The sequence below is a fragment of the Stutzerimonas sp. Brlt_14 genome, from assembly GCF_051948915.1.
Lineage (GTDB): Bacteria > Pseudomonadota > Gammaproteobacteria > Pseudomonadales > Pseudomonadaceae > Stutzerimonas > Stutzerimonas stutzeri.
The window spans coordinates 737148-758467 of sequence record NZ_JAYJLM010000001.1 but is presented as its reverse complement, the minus strand read 5'-3'; the positions used below and the strand labels follow the sequence as shown (position 1 = coordinate 758467).

Here is a 21320-nt window from a genome sequence, read left to right as displayed (position 1 = left end):
CTTATAGTTGACTCAAATACTCGGGAATTGCATAATTGCGCCAAACCGTAATGCTTGGTGCAGACCGATGCGATTGACCACCAAAGGCCGTTATGCCGTTACCGCCATGCTTGATCTTGCGCTGCATGCGCAGCATGGGCCGGTTTCCCTGGCTGACATTTCCGAGCGCCAGGGAATTTCGCTTTCCTATCTCGAGCAACTGTTTGCCAAGCTTCGCCGTGGGAGTCTCGTCACCAGTGTGCGCGGGCCTGGCGGAGGTTATCAGCTGTCTCGCGACATGGCCGGTATCCAGGTTGCTCAGGTTATCGACGCGGTCAACGAATCGGTCGATGCCACCCGTTGCCAGGGGCTCGGGGGTTGTCACTCCGGCGATACCTGCCTGACCCATCATCTGTGGTGCGACCTCAGTCAGCAGATCCATGAATTCCTCAGCGGCATCAGTTTGGCCGATCTGGTCAATCGTCAGGACGTACAGCAGGTCGCGCTGCGCCAGGACATGCGCAAGGCCAGCGGCACTTCGCCGCAGATAGACAAGATAGAAACGTCCGCCATCGATTGAGCAGGGCGACCGCCTGATAGGAGATATCTGAATGAAATTGCCGATTTACCTGGACTACTCCGCAACCACGCCGGTCGACCCGCGTGTCGCCGAAAAGATGATCGAATGCCTGACCAACGAAGGCAATTTCGGTAACCCGGCGTCGCGCTCGCATGCCTTTGGCTGGAAAGCGGAAGAAGCGGTGGAAAATGCGCGTCGCCAGGTGGCCGAGCTGGTCAATGCCGACCCGCGTGAGATCGTCTGGACCTCGGGTGCCACCGAGTCGGACAACCTGGCGATCAAGGGTGTCGCCCACTTCTACGCGTCCAAGGGCAAGCACATCGTCACCACGAAGATCGAGCACAAGGCGGTTCTGGATACCACTCGCCAGCTCGAGCGTGAAGGGTTCGAAGTGACCTACATCGAGCCGGGCGAAGACGGCATCGTCACCCCGGCGATGGTCGAGGCGGCGCTGCGCGAGGACACCATCCTCGTGTCGGTGATGCACGTGAACAATGAGATCGGCACCATCAACGACATCACCGCGATTGGCGAGCTGACCCGGGTGCGCGGCATCCTGTTCCATGTCGATGCCGCCCAGTCCACCGGCAAGGTGGAGATCGACCTTGAGAAGATGAAGGTCGACCTGATGTCCTTTTCCGCGCACAAGACCTACGGGCCGAAGGGCGTCGGTGCCCTCTATGTCCGTCGTAAGCCGCGCGTTCGTCTCGAGGCGCAGATGCACGGTGGTGGTCACGAGCGTGGCATGCGCTCCGGCACCCTGGCTACGCATCAGCTGGTAGGGATGGGCGAGGCCTTCCGTATCGCCAAGCAAGAGATGGCGCAGGAAAACGAGCGTATTCGTGCACTGCGTGACCGCTTCTACAAGCAGGTCGAGCATCTCGAAGAGCTGTATGTGAACGGCAGCATGACGGCGCGTGTGCCGCACAACCTCAACCTCAGCTTCAACTACGTCGAGGGTGAGTCGCTGATCATGGCGCTCAAGGATCTGGCCGTATCGTCCGGCTCCGCCTGTACGTCTGCTTCGCTGGAGCCTTCGTATGTATTGCGCGCTCTCGGGCGCAACGACGAGCTGGCGCACAGCTCCATCCGTTTCACCTTCGGTCGCTTCACCACTGAAGAAGAAATCGATTACGCAGCGCAGAAGGTATGCGAGGCCGTCACCAAGCTGCGCGAGCTTTCGCCCCTGTGGGACATGTTCAAAGACGGCGTCGACATCTCCAAGGTCGAGTGGCAAGCCCACTGACCGGCGTCAAGCGCCGCACAGCCTGATCTAAGAGGATTGCACCATGGCATACAGCGACAAGGTCATCGACCACTACGAAAATCCGCGCAACGTCGGCAAGTTCGACGCCGAAGATCCGAACATCGGCACCGGCATGGTCGGCGCGCCGGCCTGCGGCGACGTCATGCGCCTGCAGATCAAGGTCAACGAGCAGGGTGTCATCGAAGACGCCAAGTTCAAGACCTATGGCTGCGGCTCCGCGATCGCCTCCAGCTCCCTTGCCACCGAATGGATGAAGGGCAAGACGCTGGAAGAGGCGGAAACCATCAAGAACACCCAGCTGGCTGAAGAGCTCGCGCTGCCGCCGGTGAAAATTCACTGCTCCGTTCTCGCCGAGGATGCGATCAAGGCCGCGGTGCGTGATTACCGGGAAAAGAAAGGTCTGCTCTGACAGGAGATTGTGATGGCTATCACCATGACGCCCGCTGCAGCTCAGCATGTTCGTCGCTCGCTGGAAGGGCGCGGCAAGGGTGTGGGTGTGCGGCTTGGGGTTCGCACCACGGGCTGCTCGGGGCTGGCTTACGTCCTCGAGTTCGTCGACGAGACCGCAGCGGAAGATTCGGTGTTCGAAAGCCACGGGGTGAAGGTGATCATCGATCCGAAGAGCCTCGTCTACCTTGATGGCACCGAGCTCGACTTCGTTCGCGAAGGCCTCAACGAGGGCTTCAAGTTCAACAACCCGAACGTTCGTGGCGAATGCGGCTGCGGCGAGAGCTTCAATATCTGAGGACGCCGTGGGTACTCCCTGTCACTTTGCACTGTTCGATCTGAAGCCTGACTTCGAGCTGGACCTTGCGCAACTCGCCGATCGCTATCGCGAGCTTGCGCGCCAGGTTCATCCGGATCGCTTCGCCGATGCTGGCGAAAGCGAGCAGCGCCAGGCGCTGGAGCGTTCGGCCAATCTGAACGAGGCCTATCAGACCCTGAAGAGCCCGAGCCGGCGCGCGCGCTATCTGCTGGCGTTGGAGGGGCACGATGTGCCGTTGGAGGCGACCGTTCAGGATCCTGCCTTCCTGATGCAGCAGATGCATTGGCGCGAAGAGCTCGAAGAGCTTCACGAGCAGGCCGATCTTGATGGTGTTGCGGCATTCAAGTCGCGGCTCAAGCAGGCTCAGCAAGGTCTCAACGACGACTTCGGTCAGATCTGGCAAGACCCCGCGCGCCGTGTGGATGCCGAAAGACTGGTTCGCCGCATGCAGTTTCTCGACAAGTTGACCCAGGAAGTGCGCCAGCTCGAAGAGCGCCTCGACGATTAACCCGCGCGACGCTCGCGTTGCGCCCGATACCAGACAGACATGGCCTTACTTCAGATTGCCGAGCCCGGACAAAGCCCTCAGCCCCATCAGCGGCGCCTGGCTGTCGGAATAGACCTGGGCACTACCAACTCCCTCGTTGCCGCGTTGCGCAGTGGCGTCACCGCCCCGCTGGCCGATGCCGATGGGCAGGTGATTCTACCGTCCGTTGTGCGTTATCACGCCGATCGTGTGGAGGTCGGTGCGTGTGCCAAGCGTGCAGCAGCTGCTGATCCGTTCAATACCATCAGCTCGGTCAAGCGGTTGATGGGGCGAGGGCTTGCGGACGTCAAGCAGTTGGGCGAACAGTTGCCCTATCGTTTCCGTCAGGCCGAATCGCAGATGCCCTTCATCGAGACTGTCCAGGGGGCCAAGAGCCCGGTGGAAATCTCGGCGGAGATCCTGCGGGCGCTGCGCGAGCGCGCCGAGGCGACGCTGGGTGGCGAGCTGGTCGGGGCGGTGATCACCGTGCCGGCCTACTTCGATGATGCCCAGCGTCAGGCGACCAAGGATGCGGCGCGGCTTGCCGGCCTCAATGTGCTGCGCCTGCTCAATGAGCCGACCGCAGCGGCGGTCGCCTACGGTCTGGACCGTCAGGCCGAGGGTGTCGTCGCGATCTACGATCTCGGCGGCGGAACCTTCGATATCTCCATTCTGCGTCTGACCAAGGGTGTGTTCGAGGTGCTGGCCACAGGCGGCGATACCGCCTTGGGCGGTGACGATTTCGATCACGCCGTGGCTGACTGGATTCTCCAGCAGGCCGGGGTTTCCGAGGATCTGGCGCCCGGCGAGCAGCGCGAGCTGTTGAAGATCGCCTGCGATGCCAAGGAGCGCCTCAGCGTGGACGAGACGGTTCAGGTCGCCTATGCCGGCTGGGCGGGCGAGCTCCACCGTGAGACGTTCGATGCTCTCATCGAGCCGCTGATTGCCCGAAGCCTCAGGTCGTGCCGGCGCGCGGTGCGTGATTCCGGTGTCGAGCTGGACGAGATCACGGCAGTGGTCATGGTCGGCGGCTCGACCCGCGTGCCAAAAGTGCGTTCGTCCGTGGGCCAGCTGTTCGGTCGGGAGCCGCTGACCGATATCGATCCGGACGAAGTGGTGGCGATCGGTGCCGCGATCCAGGCCGAGACCCTGGCGGGCAACAATCGGGACGGCGAAGAGCTGCTCCTGCTCGACGTGATCCCGCTGTCGCTGGGTCTGGAGACCATGGGCGGGCTGATGGAGAAGATCATCCCGCGCAATACCACGATTCCGGTTGCACGTGCGCAGGACTTCACCACTTACAAGGATGGCCAGTCGGCCATGATGATCCATGTGCTGCAAGGTGAGCGCGAGCTGATCTCCGACTGCCGTTCGCTGGCGCGCTTCGAGCTGCGTGGCATCCCGCCGATGGTTGCGGGCGCGGCGAAGATTCGCGTGACCTTCCAGGTCGATGCCGACGGACTGCTCAGCGTTTCGGCGCGTGAGCTGGCCTCCGGCGTCGAGGCCAGCATTCAGGTCAAGCCGTCCTATGGCCTGACCGATGGCGAGATCGCCAGGATGCTCGAGGACTCGTTCCGCAAGGCGGATCAGGATCGCGACGCCCGCGCCCTGCGCGAGCAGCTGGTCGATGCCCAGCGCTTGCTGGAGGCTGTCGAAGCAGCGCTGATTGCCGACGGGGAACGTCTGCTTTCCACCGAGGAGCGTGCCGCCATCGAGGCTCAGATGGCCGAGTTGCGTGCGTTGCTCGACAGTCAGGACGTGTCCGCCATCGAGCGCCAGACCAAACGCCTGAGCCAGATCACCGACGCCTTCGCTGCGCGTCGTCTGGATTCCACCGTCAAGGCCGCCTTGGCCGGGCGGCGGCTTAACGATATCGAGGATTGACCCAGATGCCGCAGATCATTTTCCTGCCTAATGCCGATCATTGCCCCGAAGGTGCCGTGATCGAGGCGAAAACCGGCGAGACGGTGCTGGACGCCGCGCTGCGCAACGGCATCGATATCGAGCATGCCTGCGAGAAGTCCTGCGCATGCACCACCTGTCACGTGGTGGTTCGCGAGGGCTTCCAGTCGCTCGAGGCCTCCGATGAGCTGGAGGACGACATGCTCGACAAGGCCTGGGGGCTGGAGCCCAACTCGCGGCTGTCCTGTCAGGCGGTAGTGGCCGATACCGATCTCGTCGTGGAGATTCCGAAGTACACCATCAACCAGGTGTCGGAAGGGCATTGAGGGCAAGGACATGCAACTGAAATGGACTGATGTGCAGGACATCGCCATCGAACTCGCCGAGCGCAAGGCCGAGGTCGATCCGCGCTATGTGAATTTCGTCGATCTGCATCGCTGGGTACTCGAACTGCCTGACTTCGCTGACGAGCCTGGTCGTGGCGGCGAAAAGGTGCTCGAAGCCATCCAGGCCGCCTGGATCGAAGAGGCAGAGTAACGCCTCCCGGGGCGTTCGCATCCAGCGTGCCGTTACCGTTCGGCGATCGGGCCGCGCGTCCGCGGCAAGGCCCTCTACCCTTATGTTTTTAATGCCAACCCGCGTATAATCCGCGGGTTTACTCGTTCGCTTTAACCCATCAGTTTTGGAGTCCTACATGGCCCTGCAACGCACCTTTTCCATCATCAAGCCTGACGCTGTCGCCAAGAACGTGATCGGCGAGATCACCACCCGTTTCGAGAAGGCCGGCCTGCGTGTCGTCGCTTCCAAGATGGTTCAGCTGTCCGAGCGCGAAGCTGCCGGTTTCTACGCCGAGCACAGCGAGCGCGGCTTCTTCAAGGATCTGGTTGCCTTCATGACTTCCGGTCCGGTCATCGTTCAGGTTCTGGAAGGCGAGAACGCCGTCGCCAAGAACCGCGAGCTGATGGGCGCCACCAACCCGAAGGAAGCGGCTCCGGGCACCATCCGTGCCGACTTCGCGGTCTCCATCGACGAGAACGCCGTTCACGGTTCCGACTCGGAAGCCTCGGCCGCCCGTGAAATCGCCTACTTCTTTGCTGCCACCGAAGTGTGCGCACGCATTCGCTGAGTGAGCGAAGGTGAGTCCAATGATTGCCACGACCGGTAAGGTGAATCTGCTGGGTCTGACCCAGCCGCAACTGGAAAGCTTCTTCGAGTCCATCGGGGAGAAGCGTTTTCGCGCCGGTCAGGTGATGAAATGGATTCACCACTTCGGCGTCGATGATTTCGATGCCATGAGCAATCTCGGCAAGGCCCTGCGCGAAAAGCTCAAGGCCTGCGCCGAGATTCGCGGCCCGGAGATCGTCAGTGAAGACATCTCCAGCGACGGCACCCGCAAATGGGTGGTTCGGGTCGCATCGGGCAGCTGTGTGGAAACGGTGTACATCCCCCAGGGCGGCCGTGGAACGCTTTGCGTTTCCTCGCAGGCCGGCTGTGCGCTGGATTGCAGCTTCTGTTCCACCGGCAAACAGGGTTTCAACAGCAATCTCACGGCGGCCGAGGTGATCGGTCAGGTGTGGATTGCCAACAAGTCTTTCGGCACCGTCCCGGCGAAGATCGATCGCGCCATCACCAACGTGGTGATGATGGGGATGGGCGAGCCGTTGCTGAATTTCGACAACGTCGTCGCTGCCATGCAGATCATGATGGACGACCTCGGTTATGGCATTTCCAAGCGCAAGGTGACCCTGTCGACCTCCGGCGTCGTGCCGATGATCGACGAGCTGGCCAAGGTCATCGACGTGTCCCTGGCGCTGTCGCTGCATGCGCCCAACGACGCGCTGCGCGATCAGTTGGTGCCGATCAACAAGAAGTACCCCCTGGAGGTGCTGTTGGCGGCCTGCAAACGCTATGTGTCGCGCCTGGGCGAGAAGCGCGTGCTGACCATCGAATACACGTTGCTCAAGGGTGTCAACGATCAGCCCGAGCATGCCGAGCAGATGATCGCTCTGCTGGCGGACATTCCTTGCAAGATCAATCTGATTCCGTTCAATCCGTTCCCTCATTCCGGATATGAGCGGCCGAGCAACAATGCGATCCGCCGTTTTCAGGACATCCTGCATAAAGGCGGGCACAATGTGACGGTGCGTACCACCCGCGGCGAGGACATCGACGCGGCTTGCGGTCAGCTTGTCGGTCAGGTTCTGGACCGGACGCGTCGAAGCGAGCGATACATCGCTGTACGCGAGCTGCAGAGCGAGCCGGGTGCGGCGCAAACTGCTTCGAACCGATCCTGAGGGGGATGCTGATGATTCTGCGCGCTGCGCTGCTGCTTGTACTGACCGGCCTGTTGGCCGGTTGCGTGTCTTCTGGCACCGTCGATCCACTGAAGACCGACGAAGGTCGGCAGCAGGCACGGGATGCCTATATTCAGTTGGGTATCGGTTATCTGCAGCAAGGCGCGGCCGCCCGTGCGAAGACGCCGCTGCGCAAGGCGCTCGAAATCGACCCACGCAGCGCCGACGCGCATGCGGCGCTGGCACTGGTATTCCAGACCGAAATGGAAAACGACCTGGCCGACAAGCACTACCGTGAAGCGTTGTCCAGCCGCAAGGACGCGCGCATCCTCAACAACTACGGCAGCTTCCTTTTCGAGCAGAAACGCTATCCGGAAGCGATGGAGCGTTTCAGCCAGGCCGCCGAAGACAACATGTATCCCGAGCGGGCCCGCGTCTTCCAGAACCTCGGCATGACCGCCCTGCAACTGGGCAAGCGCGAGGAAGCCGAAAGCTACTTCAGCCGATCGCTGCGTCTGGATGGCCGCCAGCCCCGAGCGCTGCTCGAACTTGCGATGATGGCCTACGAAGACAAGCAGTACGTCCCAGCCAAGCGTTACTACGACAGCTTCAGCCAGATGTCCGATCAGACTGCACGGAGTCTGCTGCTCGGCATTCGCCTGGCCAACATCCATCAGGACCGCGACACGGCTGCCAGCCTGGCGCTGCAGTTGAGGCGGTTGTATCCCGGTACGGATGAGTACAAGCAATATCTTTCGGAGCAACGATGACCGCGCCGCACCAAGAACAGGCTGCACCGATGGGCAACAACCCCGGGGAAACGCTGCGCAAGGCTCGTGAAGACAAGGGCCTGACGCTGTCTGCGGTTGCACAGCAGCTCAATCTCACCGAGCGCGCGCTCGCCCGCATCGAGGCAGGCGACTTCAGCCAGCTGCCGGGCCATACCTTTGCCCGCGGTTACGTTCGGGCCTATGCCAAGCTGTTGGGTCTGGATCAGACCCGCCTGGTCCAGGAGTTCGACCAGCACACCGGCACCAACGCATCGGGCAGCAGCGTCAACAGTCTCGGTCGTATTGAGGAGCCCAGCCGTCTGTCGCGCAGTTTCATGCGTTTCTTCGGCTTCGCCTTGCTGCTGGCTCTGGCGGCAGCGGCTTGGTTCTGGTGGCAGGAACATACGGCGCGGGAAGCCAGCACAACGCCAGTCTCGGCACTTGAGCGGATCGAAGTCGAAAGCGCCGACGGCACCACCGAGATTCATCTGCTCGATCGGGCCGACGAAGTGGCCGAGGCGCCGGTCGACGTAGCGGATGGACAGCCACCTGTCGTCGATTCGGATGCGAGCGAGGCGGCCGTAACGCCAGAAAGCACACCGGAAGCTACAGGCTCGAACGCGACGACGGCTCCGCCCCAGCAGTCGCAGCCGTTGCCGCTTCCAGAGACCGGTGATAGCGCGCAAGGTCCCGTGCAGGCGTCAGCAGCCTCGGCTCCGAGCGCAGCCACTGACACACCGGCACCTGTCGCCGCGCCGGGTGAGGCTCAGCTGGAGTTGCGCTTTACCGCCGATTGCTGGACCCGTGTGACGGATGCCGATGGTCGCGTGCTGTTCAGTGCCCTGGCCAAGGCCGGTACCAGCAGGACAGTCACAGGCAAGGCGCCGCTGGACGTCCATCTGGGGTACGCTCGCGGTGCACAACTCAGTTACAACGGCGAAGCGGTGAATCTCGCCACCCACATGCGCGGCGAGACGGCGCGCCTCAAGCTCGGACAGTAAGCTCACCATGCATTCCGAATCTCCTATCAAACGTCGCCAGTCCCGCAAGATCTGGGTAGGCGGCGTTGCGGTCGGTGGCGATGCGCCGATTTCCGTACAGAGCATGACCAACACCGAAACCTGCGACGTCGAGGCGACGGTCGGGCAGATCCAACGCCTGGCCAATGCCGGCGCTGACATCGTCAGGGTCTCGGTGCCGTCGATGGAGGCTGCGGAGGCCTTCGGCCGGATCAAGCAGCGCGTACAGTTGCCGTTGGTCGCCGATATCCATTTCGATTACCAGATCGCTCTGCGGGTAGCCGAGCTCGGCGTCGACTGCCTGCGCATCAACCCGGGCAACATCGGCCGCGAGGATCGCGTTCGCGCAGTGGTTGACGCTGCGCGTGACAAGGGCATCCCGATTCGTATCGGTGTCAACGCCGGTTCGCTGGAGAAGGACCTGCAGAAGAAGTACGGCGAGCCGACGCCACAGGCGCTGGTGGAGTCCGCACTGCGTCATGTGGACCATCTCGATCGCCTGGACTTTCAGGACTTCAAGGTCAGCGTCAAGGCGTCCGATGTGTTCATGGCCGTGGAGGCCTATCGGCTGCTGGCCGGGCAGATCGAGCAGCCGCTGCACCTGGGCATTACCGAGGCGGGCGGGCTGCGTTCCGGCACGGTGAAGTCCGCAGTGGGTCTGGGCATGCTGCTCGCCGAAGGTATCGGCGACACCATTCGTGTGTCGCTGGCGGCCGATCCCGTCGAGGAGATCAAGGTCGGCTTCGATATCCTCAAGTCTCTGCGTTTGCGCTCGCGCGGCATCAACTTCATCGCCTGCCCGAGCTGTTCGCGGCAGAACTTCGATGTGGTCAAGACCATGAACGAGCTGGAGACCCGCGTCGAGGACCTGCTGGTGCCGATGGACGTCGCGGTGATCGGCTGCGTGGTCAACGGTCCGGGCGAAGCCAAGGAGGCCCACATCGGCCTGACCGGTGGCACTCCGAACAACCTGGTCTACATCGATGGCAAGCCGGCGCAGAAACTGAACAACGAAAACCTCGTCGATGAGCTGGAGCAGCTCATCCGGCGCAAGGCCGCCGAGAAGCTTGCGTCCGACGCGGCGGTCATCGCGCGCAGCTGATCTTTAAGGAATCCCATTGAGCAAGTCCCTGCAAGCCATTCGTGGCATGAATGACATCCTGCCTGCGCAGACGCCGACCTGGCGTTATCTGGAAAGCACCTTTGCGCAGCTGCTGGACAGCTACGGATACAGCGAGATCCGTCTGCCGATCCTGGAGTTCACCGACCTGTTCGCCCGCGGTATCGGCGAGGGCACCGATGTGGTCGACAAGGAGATGTATACCTTCCTCGATCGCAACGAAGAGTCGCTGACCCTGCGTCCCGAAGGTACCGCCGGCTGCGTGCGCGCCGTGCTCGAGCATGGCATGACGGGTGGCGGGCAGGTGCAGAAGCTCTGGTACACCGGGCCGATGTTCCGCTACGAGAAGCCGCAGAAAGGTCGCTACCGGCAGTTCCACCAGATCGGCGTGGAAGTGTTCAACCAGCCGGGACCGGATATCGATGCCGAGCTGATCGTACTGACCGCGCGCCTGTGGAAGCAGCTCGGCCTCGCCGATGCGGTGGCGCTGCAGCTCAACAGCCTGGGCTCCAGCGAGGCTCGGGCGCGCTACCGCGATGCTCTGGTGGCCTACCTGCAACAGCGTTTCGAGCAGCTCGACGAGGACAGTCAGCGTCGCCTGACCACCAATCCGCTGCGCATCCTCGACAGCAAGAACGCCCAGACGCAGGCGTTGCTGACCGATGCACCGACCCTGCACGACTATCTGGACGAGGAGTCGCGGGCGCATTTCGAAGGGCTCAAGGCCCGTCTGGATGCGGTCGGCATCGCCTACGAGATCAATCCCAAACTGGTCCGTGGACTGGATTACTACGGCCGCACCGTGTTCGAGTGGGTTACCGACAAGCTCGGCGCGCAGGGCACGGTCTGTGCCGGTGGGCGTTATGACGGTCTGGTCAGCCAGTTCGGCGGCAAGCCGACGCCGGGTGTCGGCTTCGCCATGGGCGTCGAGCGTCTGGTGCTGCTGCTGGAAACGCTCGGCCTGGTGCCGGAGACGTTGAACCCGGCACCGCATGCCTACATCTGTGCATTCGGCGAGGCCGCCGAGCTGGCGGCACTGGCGCTGGCCGAACGTCTGCGTGATGCGCTGCCGGGGCTGCGCCTGCTGGTCAACGCTGGCGGCGGCAGCTTCAAGAGTCAGTTCAAGAAGGCCGACAAGAGCGGAGCGCGCTATGCGCTGATTCTGGGTGACGACGAACTGGCAGGGCGCGTGGTAGGTTGCAAGCCGCTGCGCGATGACAGCGAGCAACAAAGCATTGCCTGGGATGCTCTGCCCGAGCGTCTGGCTGCCTGCCTCGAGCAGGTCTGAGACTTAGCGAATAAAAGGAGTGACAGCGTGACCTCGGGTACTGAAGAAGAACAACTGGCGCAGATCAAAGACTGGTGGCAGCGCAACGGCAAGCCGCTTGTGCTGGGTGCCGTGATCGCCCTGGTGTTGGTGTTCGGCTGGCAGTTCTGGCAGAAGCACCAGATCAATCAGGCGCAGAGCGCCTCGGTGGTTTATCAGCAACTGCTCGGCGCCGCCCTGGAATCCGGCGAGGCTGATGCCGCCGAAGTGTCGCGGCTGGGCAATCTGCTGAAGAAGGACTTTGCCGGTACGCACTATGCGCAGTACGGCAGCCTGTTCGTGGCCAAGGTGGCGGTGGAATCCGGCCGCCTGGACGAGGCCGCCAGCGAGCTGCGCGCCATCGTCGACAAGCCTGCGGACAAGACGCTGGACGAGCTGGCGCGCCAGCGTCTGGCACGTGTGCTGGCTGCGCAGGACAAGGCCGACGAGGCGATCAAGCTGCTCGATGGCAAGGTGGATGCCGCCTTCGTGGCCAGCCGTGAGGAACTGCGCGGCGATCTGCTGGTGCAGCTCGGCCGTAACGACGAGGCGCACGCCGCTTACAGCAAGGCCAAGGAGTCGCTGTCCCAGGATGCGGCCATTGGCGGTCTGCAAATGAAACTGGATGATCTGGCCCGAGGGGAGGCGTAACCGATGCGCTGGAAGACTGCAGCATTGCTGACCCTGGCCGTACTGGCCGCAGGTTGCAGCAGCAATAGTTCCAAAGAGCCAGAGCCGGCGGAGCTGACCAAGTTCGATGCGGAGATCTCGCTGAAGAAGGAGTGGAGTCGTTCTATCGGCGAAGGGCAGGGCAAGACCTACAACCTGCTGACCCCGGTGGTCTATGGCGACCAGATCTATGCCGCAGACGTCGAAGGTCTGGTGGTGTCCATGGATCGGTTGACTGGCAAGGTCAACTGGAAGAAGAAGCTCGACAAGCCGATTTCCGGTGCGGTGGGTGCCGGCTACGGCCTGGTGCTGATCGGCACCCTGCGCGGTGAAGTACTGGCGCTGGATGTCAGCACCGGTGAAGAGCGCTGGCGCAGCCAGGTCAGCAGCGAAGTGCTGGCCGCCCCCGCCGTGAACGGCGATATCGTGCTGGTGCAGACCCAGGATGACCGGCTGATCGCTCTGGAGATCGACACCGGCGCACAACGCTGGAGCTACGAAAGCTCGCCGGCGGTGCTGACGTTGCGGGGAACCGGTGCACCGCTGCTGACCAATCAGCTGGCCATCGCCGGTCTGTCCAGTGGCAAGGTGATCGCGCTGGATACCCGTCGCGGCTTGCCGGTATGGGAGCAGCGGGTCGCCATCCCGCAGGGCCGGTCCGAACTGGAGCGGGTTGTGGACATCGACGGTGGACTGCTGCTCTCCGGTGGCACCCTCTACGTGGCGACCTACCAGGGGCGCGCCGCGGCGCTGGAACTGGAGACCGGCCGCGTGCTCTGGCAGCGTGACGCGTCGAGCTACTCCGGTGTGGCGCTGGGCTACGGCAGTGTCTACCTGAGCCTGGCCGACGGTACCGTCGAGGGCATCGACGAGCGCTCCACCACTGCGCTGTGGCGCAACGAGTCGCTGGCGCGTCGTCAGCTGTCGGCTCCTGCCGTGTTGTCCAGCTACGTGGTGGTCGGTGATGTCGAGGGCTACCTGCACTTCCTGAGTCAGGTAGATGGCCGCTTCGTCGCCCGTGAGCGGGTCGACAGCTCCGGCGTCCGGGCTCGCCCGGTGGTCGAGGGCGACTGGCTGTATGCTTTCGGCAATGACGGCAAGCTGGTCGCACTGACGATTCGTCAGGCCGACTGACCGCCTGCTGGACCCGCGGCTCCGCCTGGCGGAGCCATGAATATTCGGCCGCTGCCCTGCAGCGGCCTTCGTGTTTTCTGAAATATCGCAGTGGAGAGCCGCATGGTTCCCGTAATCGCCCTGGTGGGTCGCCCGAATGTCGGCAAATCCACCCTGTTCAATCGCCTGACCAAGAGCCGCGATGCCATCGTCGCCGAGTACGCCGGGCTGACCCGCGATCGCCAGTACGGCGAGGCCAAGTGGCAGGGGCGCACCTACATCGTGATCGACACCGGCGGTATTTCCGGTGACGAGGAAGGCATCGATGCGAAGATGGCCGAGCAGTCGCTGCAGGCCATCGAGGAAGCCGATGCCGTCCTGTTCATGGTCGACTCCCGCGCCGGGCTGACCGCGGCGGACCAGATGATCGGCGAACACCTGCGCAAGCGGAACAAGCGTTGCTTCCTGGTGGCCAACAAGGTCGACAGCGTCGATCCGGATATTGCCCGTGCGGAATTCAGTCCGCTGGGCCTGGGTGATGCGCTGCCGATCGCTGCCGCCCACGGTCGTGGCATCAGCCACATGCTCGAGCAGGCGCTGGGCATTTTCCCCAAGGACAACGCCGACGAGAACGCGGAAGGCGAGGAGGGCGGGGAGCTCGCGGAAGGCGAGGAAGTGGTAGCCGAAGGCCAGGAGCCCAAGCGCATTCCGGGCCCGAGCGAGAAGGAAGGCATCAAGATCGCCATCATCGGGCGGCCCAACGTCGGCAAGTCGACGCTGGTCAACCGCATGCTCGGTGAAGAGCGGGTCATCGTCTACGATCAGGCCGGCACCACGCGCGACAGCATCTACATCCCCTTCGAGCGCGACGAGGAAAAGTACACCCTGATCGACACCGCCGGCGTACGTCGTCGCGGCAAGATCTTCGAGGCGGTGGAAAAGTTCTCGGTGGTCAAGACGCTGCAGGCGATCCAGGACGCCAACGTGGTGATCTTCGTCATGGATGCCCGCGAAGGTGTCGTCGAGCACGATCTCAACCTGCTGGGCTTCGTGCTGGAGACCGGCCGTGCGCTGGTCATCGCGCTGAACAAGTGGGACGGCATGGAGCAGGGCGAGAAGGACTACGTGAAGACGGAGCTGGAGCGCCGGCTGTTCTTCGTCGACTACGCCGATATCCATTTCATCTCAGCCAAGCATGGCACTGGCGTCGGGCACCTCTACAAGTCGGTGCAGGCCGCGTTCAAGTCGGCGATCACCCGCTGGCCGACCAGCCGCCTGACGCAGATCCTCGAGGACGCCGTGCGCGAGCACCAGCCGCCGATGGTCAACAGCCGGCGCATCAAGTTGCGCTATGCGCACCTGGGTGGCGCCAACCCGCCGCTGATCGTCATCCACGGCAACCAGGTCGATGCGGTGCCCAAGTCCTACACGCGCTACCTGGAGAACACCTATCGGCGTGTACTGAAGCTGGTCGGTACGCCGATCCGCATCGAGTACAAGGGCGGCGACAATCCCTACGAGGGCAAGAAGAACACGCTCACCGACCGCCAGGTCAACAAGAAGCGGCGTCTCATGTCCCACCACAAGAAGGCCGAGAAGAAGCGCCGCGACAAAAAGCGCTGATCGCGCATTTCTGCAAGCTTGGGAACTGGGCGGGTGTTTCCTCCCGTTCCCGCTGTCGGCCCCACGTGTGGGCTCGGTGATGCCTCAGCTGTCGCCGTCGAACGACTGGTCCATGTCCAGGGCCGGTCGTGCGTGGCGCGGTTTGCCGACCTGGCGGGCTGGGTTGCCGACCACGGTGGTATGCGGCGCAACGGGGTGCAGCACGATGCTGCCGGCACCCACCTTGGCCCCCTCGCCAATCTCGATGTTGCCGAGAATCTTCGCGCCCGCGCCGATCATCACGCCGCTGCGAACCTTCGGATGACGGTCGCCACCTTCCTTGCCGGTCCCGCCCAGGGTCACGCCCTGCAGAATCGACACATCGTCGCCGACCACGGCCGTCTCGCCGATGACGATTCCGGTGCCATGGTCGAGCATGATGCCGCTGCCGATACGGCTGGCCGGATTGATGTCGATGCCGAGGCGTTCGTTGCAGCGTGCCTGGATGTACATCGCCAGCAAGCGCTCGCCGCGACCGTGCAGCTGATGCCCGATGCGGTACGCCTGCAATGCCAGAAAGCCTTTGGAGAACAGGAAGACCTCCAGTGCACTGTCGAATGCGGGGTCGCGGCTGACGATCGCCTGCAGGTCGCAGCAGGCCGTCTCGGCCAGCACAGGCAGCTGGTGGTGCAGCCCGGCGAAGCGATCGGTCAGGGTGTGGCTCTGTTCGATGCTGTCGGCCAGGGCATGGCCGATGCGGTGGGCGAGCGCGCCACCGAAGTCCGGCTGATCGAGGATGGTCTGGCGGACGATCGTGGCCAGGGTCGGCTCGGTGTCCAGGGCACGTTGCGCCTGTGCGCGCAGCTCGTTCCACAGGTCGCTGACGGAAAGGTTCGACATGGCAGTTCCTTGAGGGTCGATGACGGGTTGGCCATTGCCTGAACTGTAGCAGCCTGAACAGGCCGTCGGCCGGCGCGTCTCGTATCGGGTCGCGCTCATCGGCTATCCTGTCGGTCTTCGCTGCCGACTCTCAAACGGCAGGCCTGTCGGACGATCGTCATGCTCACCAGTAAATTGCCCAATGTCGGCACGACCATCTTCACCACCATGTCGCAGCTCGCTGCCGACACCGGTGCCTTGAATCTCTCCCAGGGCTTTCCCGACTTCGATGGCCCCGAGGCGTTGCGCGAAGCCCTTACGCGCCACGTCATGGCGGGCCACAACCAGTACGCCCCGATGGCCGGCCTGCCGGCGCTGCGCGAGCAGGTGGCGGCCAAGGTGGCCGGCCTGTACGGACGGCAGGTGGACGTCGCCAGCGAAATCACCATCACCCCTGGCGCCACCCAGGCGATCTTCTGCGCGATCCAGGCAGTGGTCCGCCCAGGCGACGAGGTGATCGTGTTCGATCCCTGCTACGACAGTTACGAGCCGTCCGTGCAACTGGCCGGGGGCACCTGTATCCACCAGCAGCTGAGCCTGCCGGACTTCCGGATCGACTGGCAGCGCCTGGCCGACGCCATAACCCCGCGCACGCGGATGATCGTGCTCAACACCCCGCACAATCCCAGCGGTGCGCTGATCGATGGCAGCGATCTGGAACGGCTGGCGGCACTGATCCGCGAGCGCGACATCTACCTGCTCAGCGACGAGGTTTACGAGCACCTGGTATTCGACGGCCGGGAGCACGCCAGCGTGCTGCGCCACGAGGAGCTGTATCAGCGTGCCTTCGTCATCAGCTCGTTCGGCAAGACCTATCACGTCACCGGCTGGAAGACCGGTTACGTGGTGGCGCCGGCGTCGCTCAGCAGCGAACTGCGCAAGGTGCATCAGTACGTCAGCTTTACCGGCGTCACGCCACTGCAATGGGCACTGGCTGACTTCATGGCGGCGCATCCGGAGCACATCTCCGAGCTGCCAGCGTTCTATCAGGCCAAGCGCGATCTGTTTTGCGACCTGCTGGCTGGCTCCCGCTTCCGCTTCACCCGCGCCGCTGGCACCTACTTCCAGCTGGCCGATTACTCGGCGATCCGCCCCGACCTCGACGACGTCGCCATGGCCGAATGGCTGACCCGCGAGCACGGTGTGGCGAGCATCCCGATCTCGTTGTTCTACCAGGATGCGCCGGCCGATCTCAGGCTGGTGCGCTTCTGCTTTGCCAAACGAGAGGAGACGCTGCGTCAGGCGGCGGAACGACTATGCGCGATCTGAACAACCTGCCCGATCTCGAACTGGCCCTGATCCAGACCACCCTGGTCTGGCAGGATGCCGATGCCAACCGCGAGCGTTTCGCCGGGCTGCTCGACCAGGCCCGCGGTGCCGATCTGATTGTCCTGCCGGAGATGTTCACCACCGGTTTTTCCATGGACTCGGCAGCCCTGGCCGAGCCGGAAGAGGGCGCGACCTATGCCTGGCTGCGCGGCCAGGCGGCGCGGCTGGATGCGGTCGTCACCGGCAGCGTGATCATCGAGGCCGCCGACGGCAGCCATCGCAACCGCCTGCTCTGGGCGCGTCCCGATGGTGAGGTGCTGCATTACGACAAGCGCCACCTTTTCCGCATGGCCGGTGAGCACAAGCACTACACGCCAGGCCTGCAACAGGCCTTGTTCGAGGTGAACGGCTGGCGGGTGCGTCCGCTGATCTGCTACGACCTGCGCTTCCCGGTGTGGAGTCGCGACCCGCACGGCACCGATCTGCTGCTCTACACGGCCAACTGGCCGGCGGCGCGCCGCGATGCCTGGAACCGCCTGCTGCCGGCGCGTGCCATCGAAAACCTCTGCTACGTGGCGGCGGTCAATCGGGTCGGCGAGGACGGCAAGGGCTACCCCTATAGCGGTGACAGCCAGGTGCTCGATTTCAAGGGCGATACGCTGCTCGATGCCGGTGATCGCGATGGCGTGTTCCGCTGTTCCCTGCGCGCCCGTGACCTGGCGGCATTCCGCGAGCGCTTCCCGGCGTACCACGATGGTGACGAGTTCGAGCTGAAGCTCTAGGGCTCGACGCCCGAGGTTGCGCTCACTGCAGCCGGGCTGCGCACCAGCAGAAGCGGCAGGCCGAAGGCAAGGACCAGCAGCCCCAGCAGCGCGCCCGGTCCCGCGTAGAGCGTGCTGGAGACGAACAGGCCCAGGCAGCTGCTGGCGAACAGCAGCGGTAGCCAGGGGTACCAGGGCACGCGGAATGGCCGTGGCGCCGAGGGCTCCAGCCGGCGCAGTCGCAGCAGCGACAGCGCCGTCATGCACATGAAGAACCAGAATACCGGCGCGGTGTAGGCGACCATCGCCTGCACGCCGCTCTGGCTCAGCGCGCCGAACAGGATCAGCAGCAGGGTGATCGCCGCCTGTACCAGCAATGCCCGCACGGGCGTCGAGCCACGCTCGTTCCACGCCGCGAGCCGATGCAGTCGCGGCACGTCCCGGCCCAATGCGTAATACACCCGTGCTCCGGTGAGGATCGTCGCGTTGAGCGTGCTGAGCGCGGTAAAGCAGATCAGCAGGCTCAGCCCCTGGGCCGCCCAGCTACCGGCGACGATCTCCATCAGATCGGCACCGATCGCGTCCGACTGGCTGAGCGCCTGCAGACCGAATATCTGCAGCAGTGCCAGGTTGGTCAGCAAATAGAGGGTGGTCACCAGCAGCGTGCCGAGCAGCAGTACTCGGCCCATGTTGCGCGCCGGGTTGCGCAGCTCGCCCGACAGGTAGGCGGTTTCGTTCCAGCCTCCGTAGGTCAGCAGCACGAAGACCATGCCCATACCCAGCATGCCGAGGCCTCCGTCGCGCGGCTCGATCGCGGCCGGCGAGCTGGGGCTGCTGGAAAGCAGGCCGGCCAGCATCACGCCGATGACGGCGACTAGGGTGAGGCTGCTCAGGGCGATCTGGACGCGTTTGGACTCGCGCGTGCCGCACACGTTGAGCGTGGTCAGCAATGCCACCGAGAGCAGGGCGTGCAGCGTGCCGCCGTGGTCGCCCAGGGGCATCAGCCGTTGCGCGTAGTCGCCGTAGATGAAGGCCACCGCGGCGATGGCGCCGGTCTGGATCACGGTACCGCGGGCCCAGGCGAACATCAGGCCGAAACGGCGACCCCAGGCCAGCCGCAGGTAGTGGTACTCGCCGCCCTCGTCGGGGAAGCTCGCGCCCAGCTCCGCGTAGCACAGCGCGCCGACCAGCATCAGCGCGCCTCCGGCCAGCCAGAGGGCGATATACAGCGTCCCGCTGTCGGCATGCTGGGCGACCAGGGGCGGGAAGCCGAAGATGCCGACGCCCACCACGACGCCGACCAGCACGGCTACGCCATCGATCACCGAGAGGTCGCCGCTGTGCCGCGAGCGCATCTGGCTACTCATGTTCAGCTACGCCGCGCGCTCCAGCCGGAGGCGACTCCTTCACCTTGCAGCGGGTTGATACGGTCGCCTTCCACCTTGCCCACGTAGTCCATGCCGCCCACGTTGAAGTGGAACACGTCGCCTTCGAGGCTACCGGTCACGCTGTTGTGCAGCCCCCCGGAGCGCGCGACGCCGAGCACCTGCTGGAACTGCTGCTGCAGCTCGAGGGTGAAGCGGCCGTCCGTTGTTTCGACTTCCCAGCGCCCGTCGACCTTGGCCGGTACCACCCACAGGTAGACGTAGCTGCCGCCGACGTAGTCGGTGCGATCGGCCGGCCAATCATTCATGTCGAACGCATGCGATACCACCCGGGTGCCAGGCTTGAGCGTATCGAGGATGACCGGGCGCAAGCGCATGTTGATCCGCGGCAGCAGATACATGGTCACTACGGTAGCGTCGGCAATGTCCTTCTTGAACAGGTCGCCCTGCTCGAAGCTGACCTTGTCGGCAACCCCCGCCGCCTCGGCATTGGCCTTGGCCTCGCGGATGCGTTCCGGGTCGAGGTCGATGCCCAGCGCCGAGTCGGCGCCGCGATCACGGACCGCGGCGATGGCGATGCGGCCATCGCCGGAGCCGAGGTCGATGACGGTATCGCCGGCCTTCACATCGGCCATCGCCAGCATCCGCGCCACGACGCGATCGGGCGTCGGCACGTAGGGAACGTCAAGCTCCGGCGCAATCTGCGCGTGAGCGGGAAGCAGTGCGGTCAGCAGCAAGGCCAGGACTGCAAGCGACGCCGGACGGCGGGCGATGGCGAGCGACATGGGTGATCCCCTTGGTTCGGCCCGTTGGGCTTGGGTGGACGTTAATGTCCGGACCCACGGCTGCTCGCAAGGTTCTCGTCGCCGGCTGATGGAATACTCGGCGAGGCCCGCTCGCTGCCTCCCAGGCCGCGTGGCATGGGCGTTGCCCTCGAACCGCCGGCTTGTAACGCGATGTGAAGGATATGCCTGCCTGTTCCGGCTCCCTCCCGGGTCACCTGTGGCGTAGCCGCCACAGCAGCCAACCATAGATCAGCAGATTGGTCAGCACCACCACGGCGGCCAGCACGTATTGCACCGGCGTACTCAGCCAGTCGGGGTAGATCAGCGGCAGCAGGTAATGCTCGATGAAGCCCGCCTCGTAGCCTTCGTTGCCGGCCAGCCGCCGCAGAAGGTTTTCCCAATAGGTCAGCGGGCAGGCGCCGCCGCTCAGTTCGATATAGATGCCCCAGGCTACGGCCGGAAGATGTAGTAGCAAAAAACCGCGTCTCCAGGCCACCAGCAGACCGCCGAACAGCACGAAAAGGATGAAGCTCAGGTGCAACAGCAGTACGGCGTCGGCACCGATCCGATAGAGCATGGCGTCAGCCCGCCGCGCCAGTACGCTGCAGATGCTCGATCTGCCGGTCCTGCCTGCCGGCCAGCAGGCTGACCGACAGTAGCGCACCGAGCAGCGCCATGAGCATGTCGGACTGGGTATCCCAGGGATCGCCCTGGGTGCCGAGGAAGTCCACGGCGCCCTGTCCCGCCAGCAGCGCCACCCACCACTCGATCAGCTCATAGAAGGCGCTGAATGCCAGCGCGACGCAGACCGCGAGAAAGCCCAGCATCTTCCCCGGCACGACGAAGCGCAGGCGCAACAGGATTTCCCTGGCGAGCAGGGCCGGCGTCACGCCCTGGATAAAATGCCCGAGCTTGTCGTAGGGGTTGCGGCTGAGGTTGAACCATTCCTGCACCCAGAACCCCGGCGGTACCCTGGCATAGGTATAGGTGCCGCCGAGAATCAGGATCAGTGCGTGAATGGCGATCACGACGTAGAGCAGGCGGGTCAGCGGAAACGACCGATGACTGAGCAGCAGCACCGGCGCGGCGATCAGTACCGGTACGACCTCCAGCAGCCAGGTGGCGCGATCGTATGGCGCGATGGCCGAGGCGATCAGCGCCAGCAGCACGAGAGTGCCGAGCGTCAGGTGAAGCGTTCTGTCCTGCATCGAAGTTGCCAGCATGGCCCAACCAGCCGGCAGCATGCAGCGGCGCCGGGCGGCGTGCAA

General features: G+C 63.9%; 24 protein-coding genes. 19 read left to right on the top strand and 5 right to left on the bottom strand.

All coding sequences use genetic code 11. From position 1 onward, the window contains the following. The first annotated feature begins 67 nt into the window (after window positions 1-67). The 17 genes from iscR to der all read left to right on the top strand — a co-directional run bounded on the left by iscR (window position 68) and on the right by der (window position 14934). Entirely contained in the window at window positions 68-559 is a 492-nt protein-coding gene (gene iscR, locus VF716_RS03695) for a Fe-S cluster assembly transcriptional regulator IscR (protein ID WP_013983650.1), read from the top strand. Window positions 560-590: 31 nt separating this feature from the next. Further along, window positions 591-1805: an IscS subfamily cysteine desulfurase gene (locus VF716_RS03690; RefSeq protein ID WP_125460430.1), complete on the top strand. Its 1215-nt coding sequence runs from the start codon at window positions 591-593 to the stop codon at window positions 1803-1805. 43 nt (window positions 1806-1848) lie between these two features. Further along, window positions 1849-2235: a Fe-S cluster assembly scaffold IscU gene (gene iscU / locus VF716_RS03685; protein ID WP_011914136.1), complete on the top strand. Its 387-nt coding sequence runs from the start codon at window positions 1849-1851 to the stop codon at window positions 2233-2235. A 12-nt stretch (window positions 2236-2247) separates the two neighbouring features. Next, on the top strand, window positions 2248-2571 hold the full coding sequence (gene iscA, locus VF716_RS03680; RefSeq protein WP_013983648.1) for an iron-sulfur cluster assembly protein IscA: 324 nt from the start codon (window positions 2248-2250) through the stop codon (window positions 2569-2571). A gap of 7 nt (window positions 2572-2578) precedes the next feature. After that, a complete protein-coding gene (gene hscB / locus VF716_RS03675; RefSeq protein ID WP_014597401.1) occupies window positions 2579-3100 on the top strand; it encodes a co-chaperone HscB in 522 nt (173 codons plus the stop codon). Window positions 3101-3139: 39 nt separating this feature from the next. Next, window positions 3140-5002, top strand: a complete 1863-nt coding sequence (hscA, locus tag VF716_RS03670; RefSeq protein WP_017246447.1) for a Fe-S protein assembly chaperone HscA — start codon at window positions 3140-3142, stop codon at window positions 5000-5002. Between the two features lie 5 nt (window positions 5003-5007). After that, window positions 5008-5346, top strand: coding sequence for an ISC system 2Fe-2S type ferredoxin (gene fdx / locus VF716_RS03665; protein ID WP_013983645.1), 339 nt, complete (start codon window positions 5008-5010; stop codon window positions 5344-5346). A 10-nt stretch (window positions 5347-5356) separates the two neighbouring features. Further along, window positions 5357-5557: a Fe-S cluster assembly protein IscX gene (iscX, locus tag VF716_RS03660; RefSeq protein WP_108242175.1), complete on the top strand. Its 201-nt coding sequence runs from the start codon at window positions 5357-5359 to the stop codon at window positions 5555-5557. A 157-nt stretch (window positions 5558-5714) separates the two neighbouring features. Then, window positions 5715-6146 (top strand): nucleoside-diphosphate kinase, encoded by a 432-nt coding sequence (ndk, locus tag VF716_RS03655; RefSeq protein WP_011914130.1) that lies wholly within the window; start codon window positions 5715-5717, stop codon window positions 6144-6146. A 19-nt stretch (window positions 6147-6165) separates the two neighbouring features. After that, entirely contained in the window at window positions 6166-7314 is a 1149-nt protein-coding gene (rlmN, locus tag VF716_RS03650; protein WP_020307021.1) for a 23S rRNA (adenine(2503)-C(2))-methyltransferase RlmN, read from the top strand. A gap of 11 nt (window positions 7315-7325) precedes the next feature. Continuing rightward, a complete protein-coding gene (pilW, locus tag VF716_RS03645; protein WP_011914128.1) occupies window positions 7326-8084 on the top strand; it encodes a type IV pilus biogenesis/stability protein PilW in 759 nt (252 codons plus the stop codon). Then, window positions 8081-9085, top strand: a complete 1005-nt coding sequence (locus tag VF716_RS03640; protein ID WP_440551812.1) for a RodZ domain-containing protein — start codon at window positions 8081-8083, stop codon at window positions 9083-9085. Before pilW ends, VF716_RS03640 begins: the two co-directional genes overlap by 4 nt. Window positions 9086-9092: 7 nt before the next feature. After that, window positions 9093-10205, top strand: coding sequence for a flavodoxin-dependent (E)-4-hydroxy-3-methylbut-2-enyl-diphosphate synthase (gene ispG / locus VF716_RS03635; RefSeq protein WP_013983641.1), 1113 nt, complete (start codon window positions 9093-9095; stop codon window positions 10203-10205). Window positions 10206-10221: 16 nt separating this feature from the next. Continuing rightward, a complete protein-coding gene (gene hisS / locus VF716_RS03630; protein WP_125842798.1) occupies window positions 10222-11511 on the top strand; it encodes a histidine--tRNA ligase in 1290 nt (429 codons plus the stop codon). Window positions 11512-11538: 27 nt separating this feature from the next. After that, window positions 11539-12180: a YfgM family protein gene (locus VF716_RS03625; RefSeq protein WP_011914124.1), complete on the top strand. Its 642-nt coding sequence runs from the start codon at window positions 11539-11541 to the stop codon at window positions 12178-12180. A 3-nt stretch (window positions 12181-12183) separates the two neighbouring features. Next, window positions 12184-13332 carry an outer membrane protein assembly factor BamB gene (gene bamB, locus VF716_RS03620; protein WP_019406735.1) on the top strand — a complete coding sequence of 383 codons (1149 nt, stop codon included), beginning with the start codon at window positions 12184-12186 and terminating at the stop codon, window positions 13330-13332. A gap of 102 nt (window positions 13333-13434) precedes the next feature. Further along, entirely contained in the window at window positions 13435-14934 is a 1500-nt protein-coding gene (gene der, locus VF716_RS03615; RefSeq protein ID WP_011914122.1) for a ribosome biogenesis GTPase Der, read from the top strand. A gap of 84 nt (window positions 14935-15018) precedes the next feature. Here the strand turns inward: der and cysE are convergent, their stop codons facing one another. After that, window positions 15019-15813, bottom strand: coding sequence for a serine O-acetyltransferase (gene cysE / locus VF716_RS03610; protein ID WP_013983638.1), 795 nt, complete (start codon window positions 15811-15813; stop codon window positions 15019-15021). Between the two features lie 159 nt (window positions 15814-15972). Between cysE and VF716_RS03605 the strand changes: the two genes are divergently transcribed. Then, entirely contained in the window at window positions 15973-17121 is a 1149-nt protein-coding gene (locus VF716_RS03605; protein ID WP_019406734.1) for a pyridoxal phosphate-dependent aminotransferase, read from the top strand. Further along, entirely contained in the window at window positions 17109-17903 is a 795-nt protein-coding gene (locus tag VF716_RS03600) for an amidohydrolase (RefSeq protein WP_014597390.1), read from the top strand. The genes VF716_RS03605 and VF716_RS03600 overlap by 13 nt, the downstream gene beginning before the upstream one ends. Here VF716_RS03600 and VF716_RS03595 read toward each other — a convergent pair. The 4 genes from VF716_RS03595 to VF716_RS03580 all read right to left on the bottom strand — a co-directional run bounded on the left by VF716_RS03595 (window position 17900) and on the right by VF716_RS03580 (window position 21296). Then, complete coding sequence (locus VF716_RS03595) at window positions 17900-19237, bottom strand: APC family permease (RefSeq protein ID WP_440551895.1); 1338 nt, start codon at window positions 19235-19237, stop codon at window positions 17900-17902. The genes VF716_RS03600 and VF716_RS03595 overlap by 4 nt on opposite strands. A 14-nt stretch (window positions 19238-19251) precedes the next feature. Continuing rightward, window positions 19252-20052, bottom strand: a complete 801-nt coding sequence (locus tag VF716_RS03590) for a 50S ribosomal protein L11 methyltransferase (protein ID WP_048329682.1) — start codon at window positions 20050-20052, stop codon at window positions 19252-19254. A gap of 211 nt (window positions 20053-20263) precedes the next feature. Further along, window positions 20264-20629 carry a DUF2784 domain-containing protein gene (locus VF716_RS03585; protein WP_011914116.1) on the bottom strand — a complete coding sequence of 122 codons (366 nt, stop codon included), beginning with the start codon at window positions 20627-20629 and terminating at the stop codon, window positions 20264-20266. 4 nt (window positions 20630-20633) lie between these two features. Continuing rightward, a complete protein-coding gene (locus tag VF716_RS03580; protein WP_126526208.1) occupies window positions 20634-21296 on the bottom strand; it encodes a DUF2238 domain-containing protein in 663 nt (220 codons plus the stop codon). Between the last annotated feature and the right edge of the window lie 24 nt (window positions 21297-21320).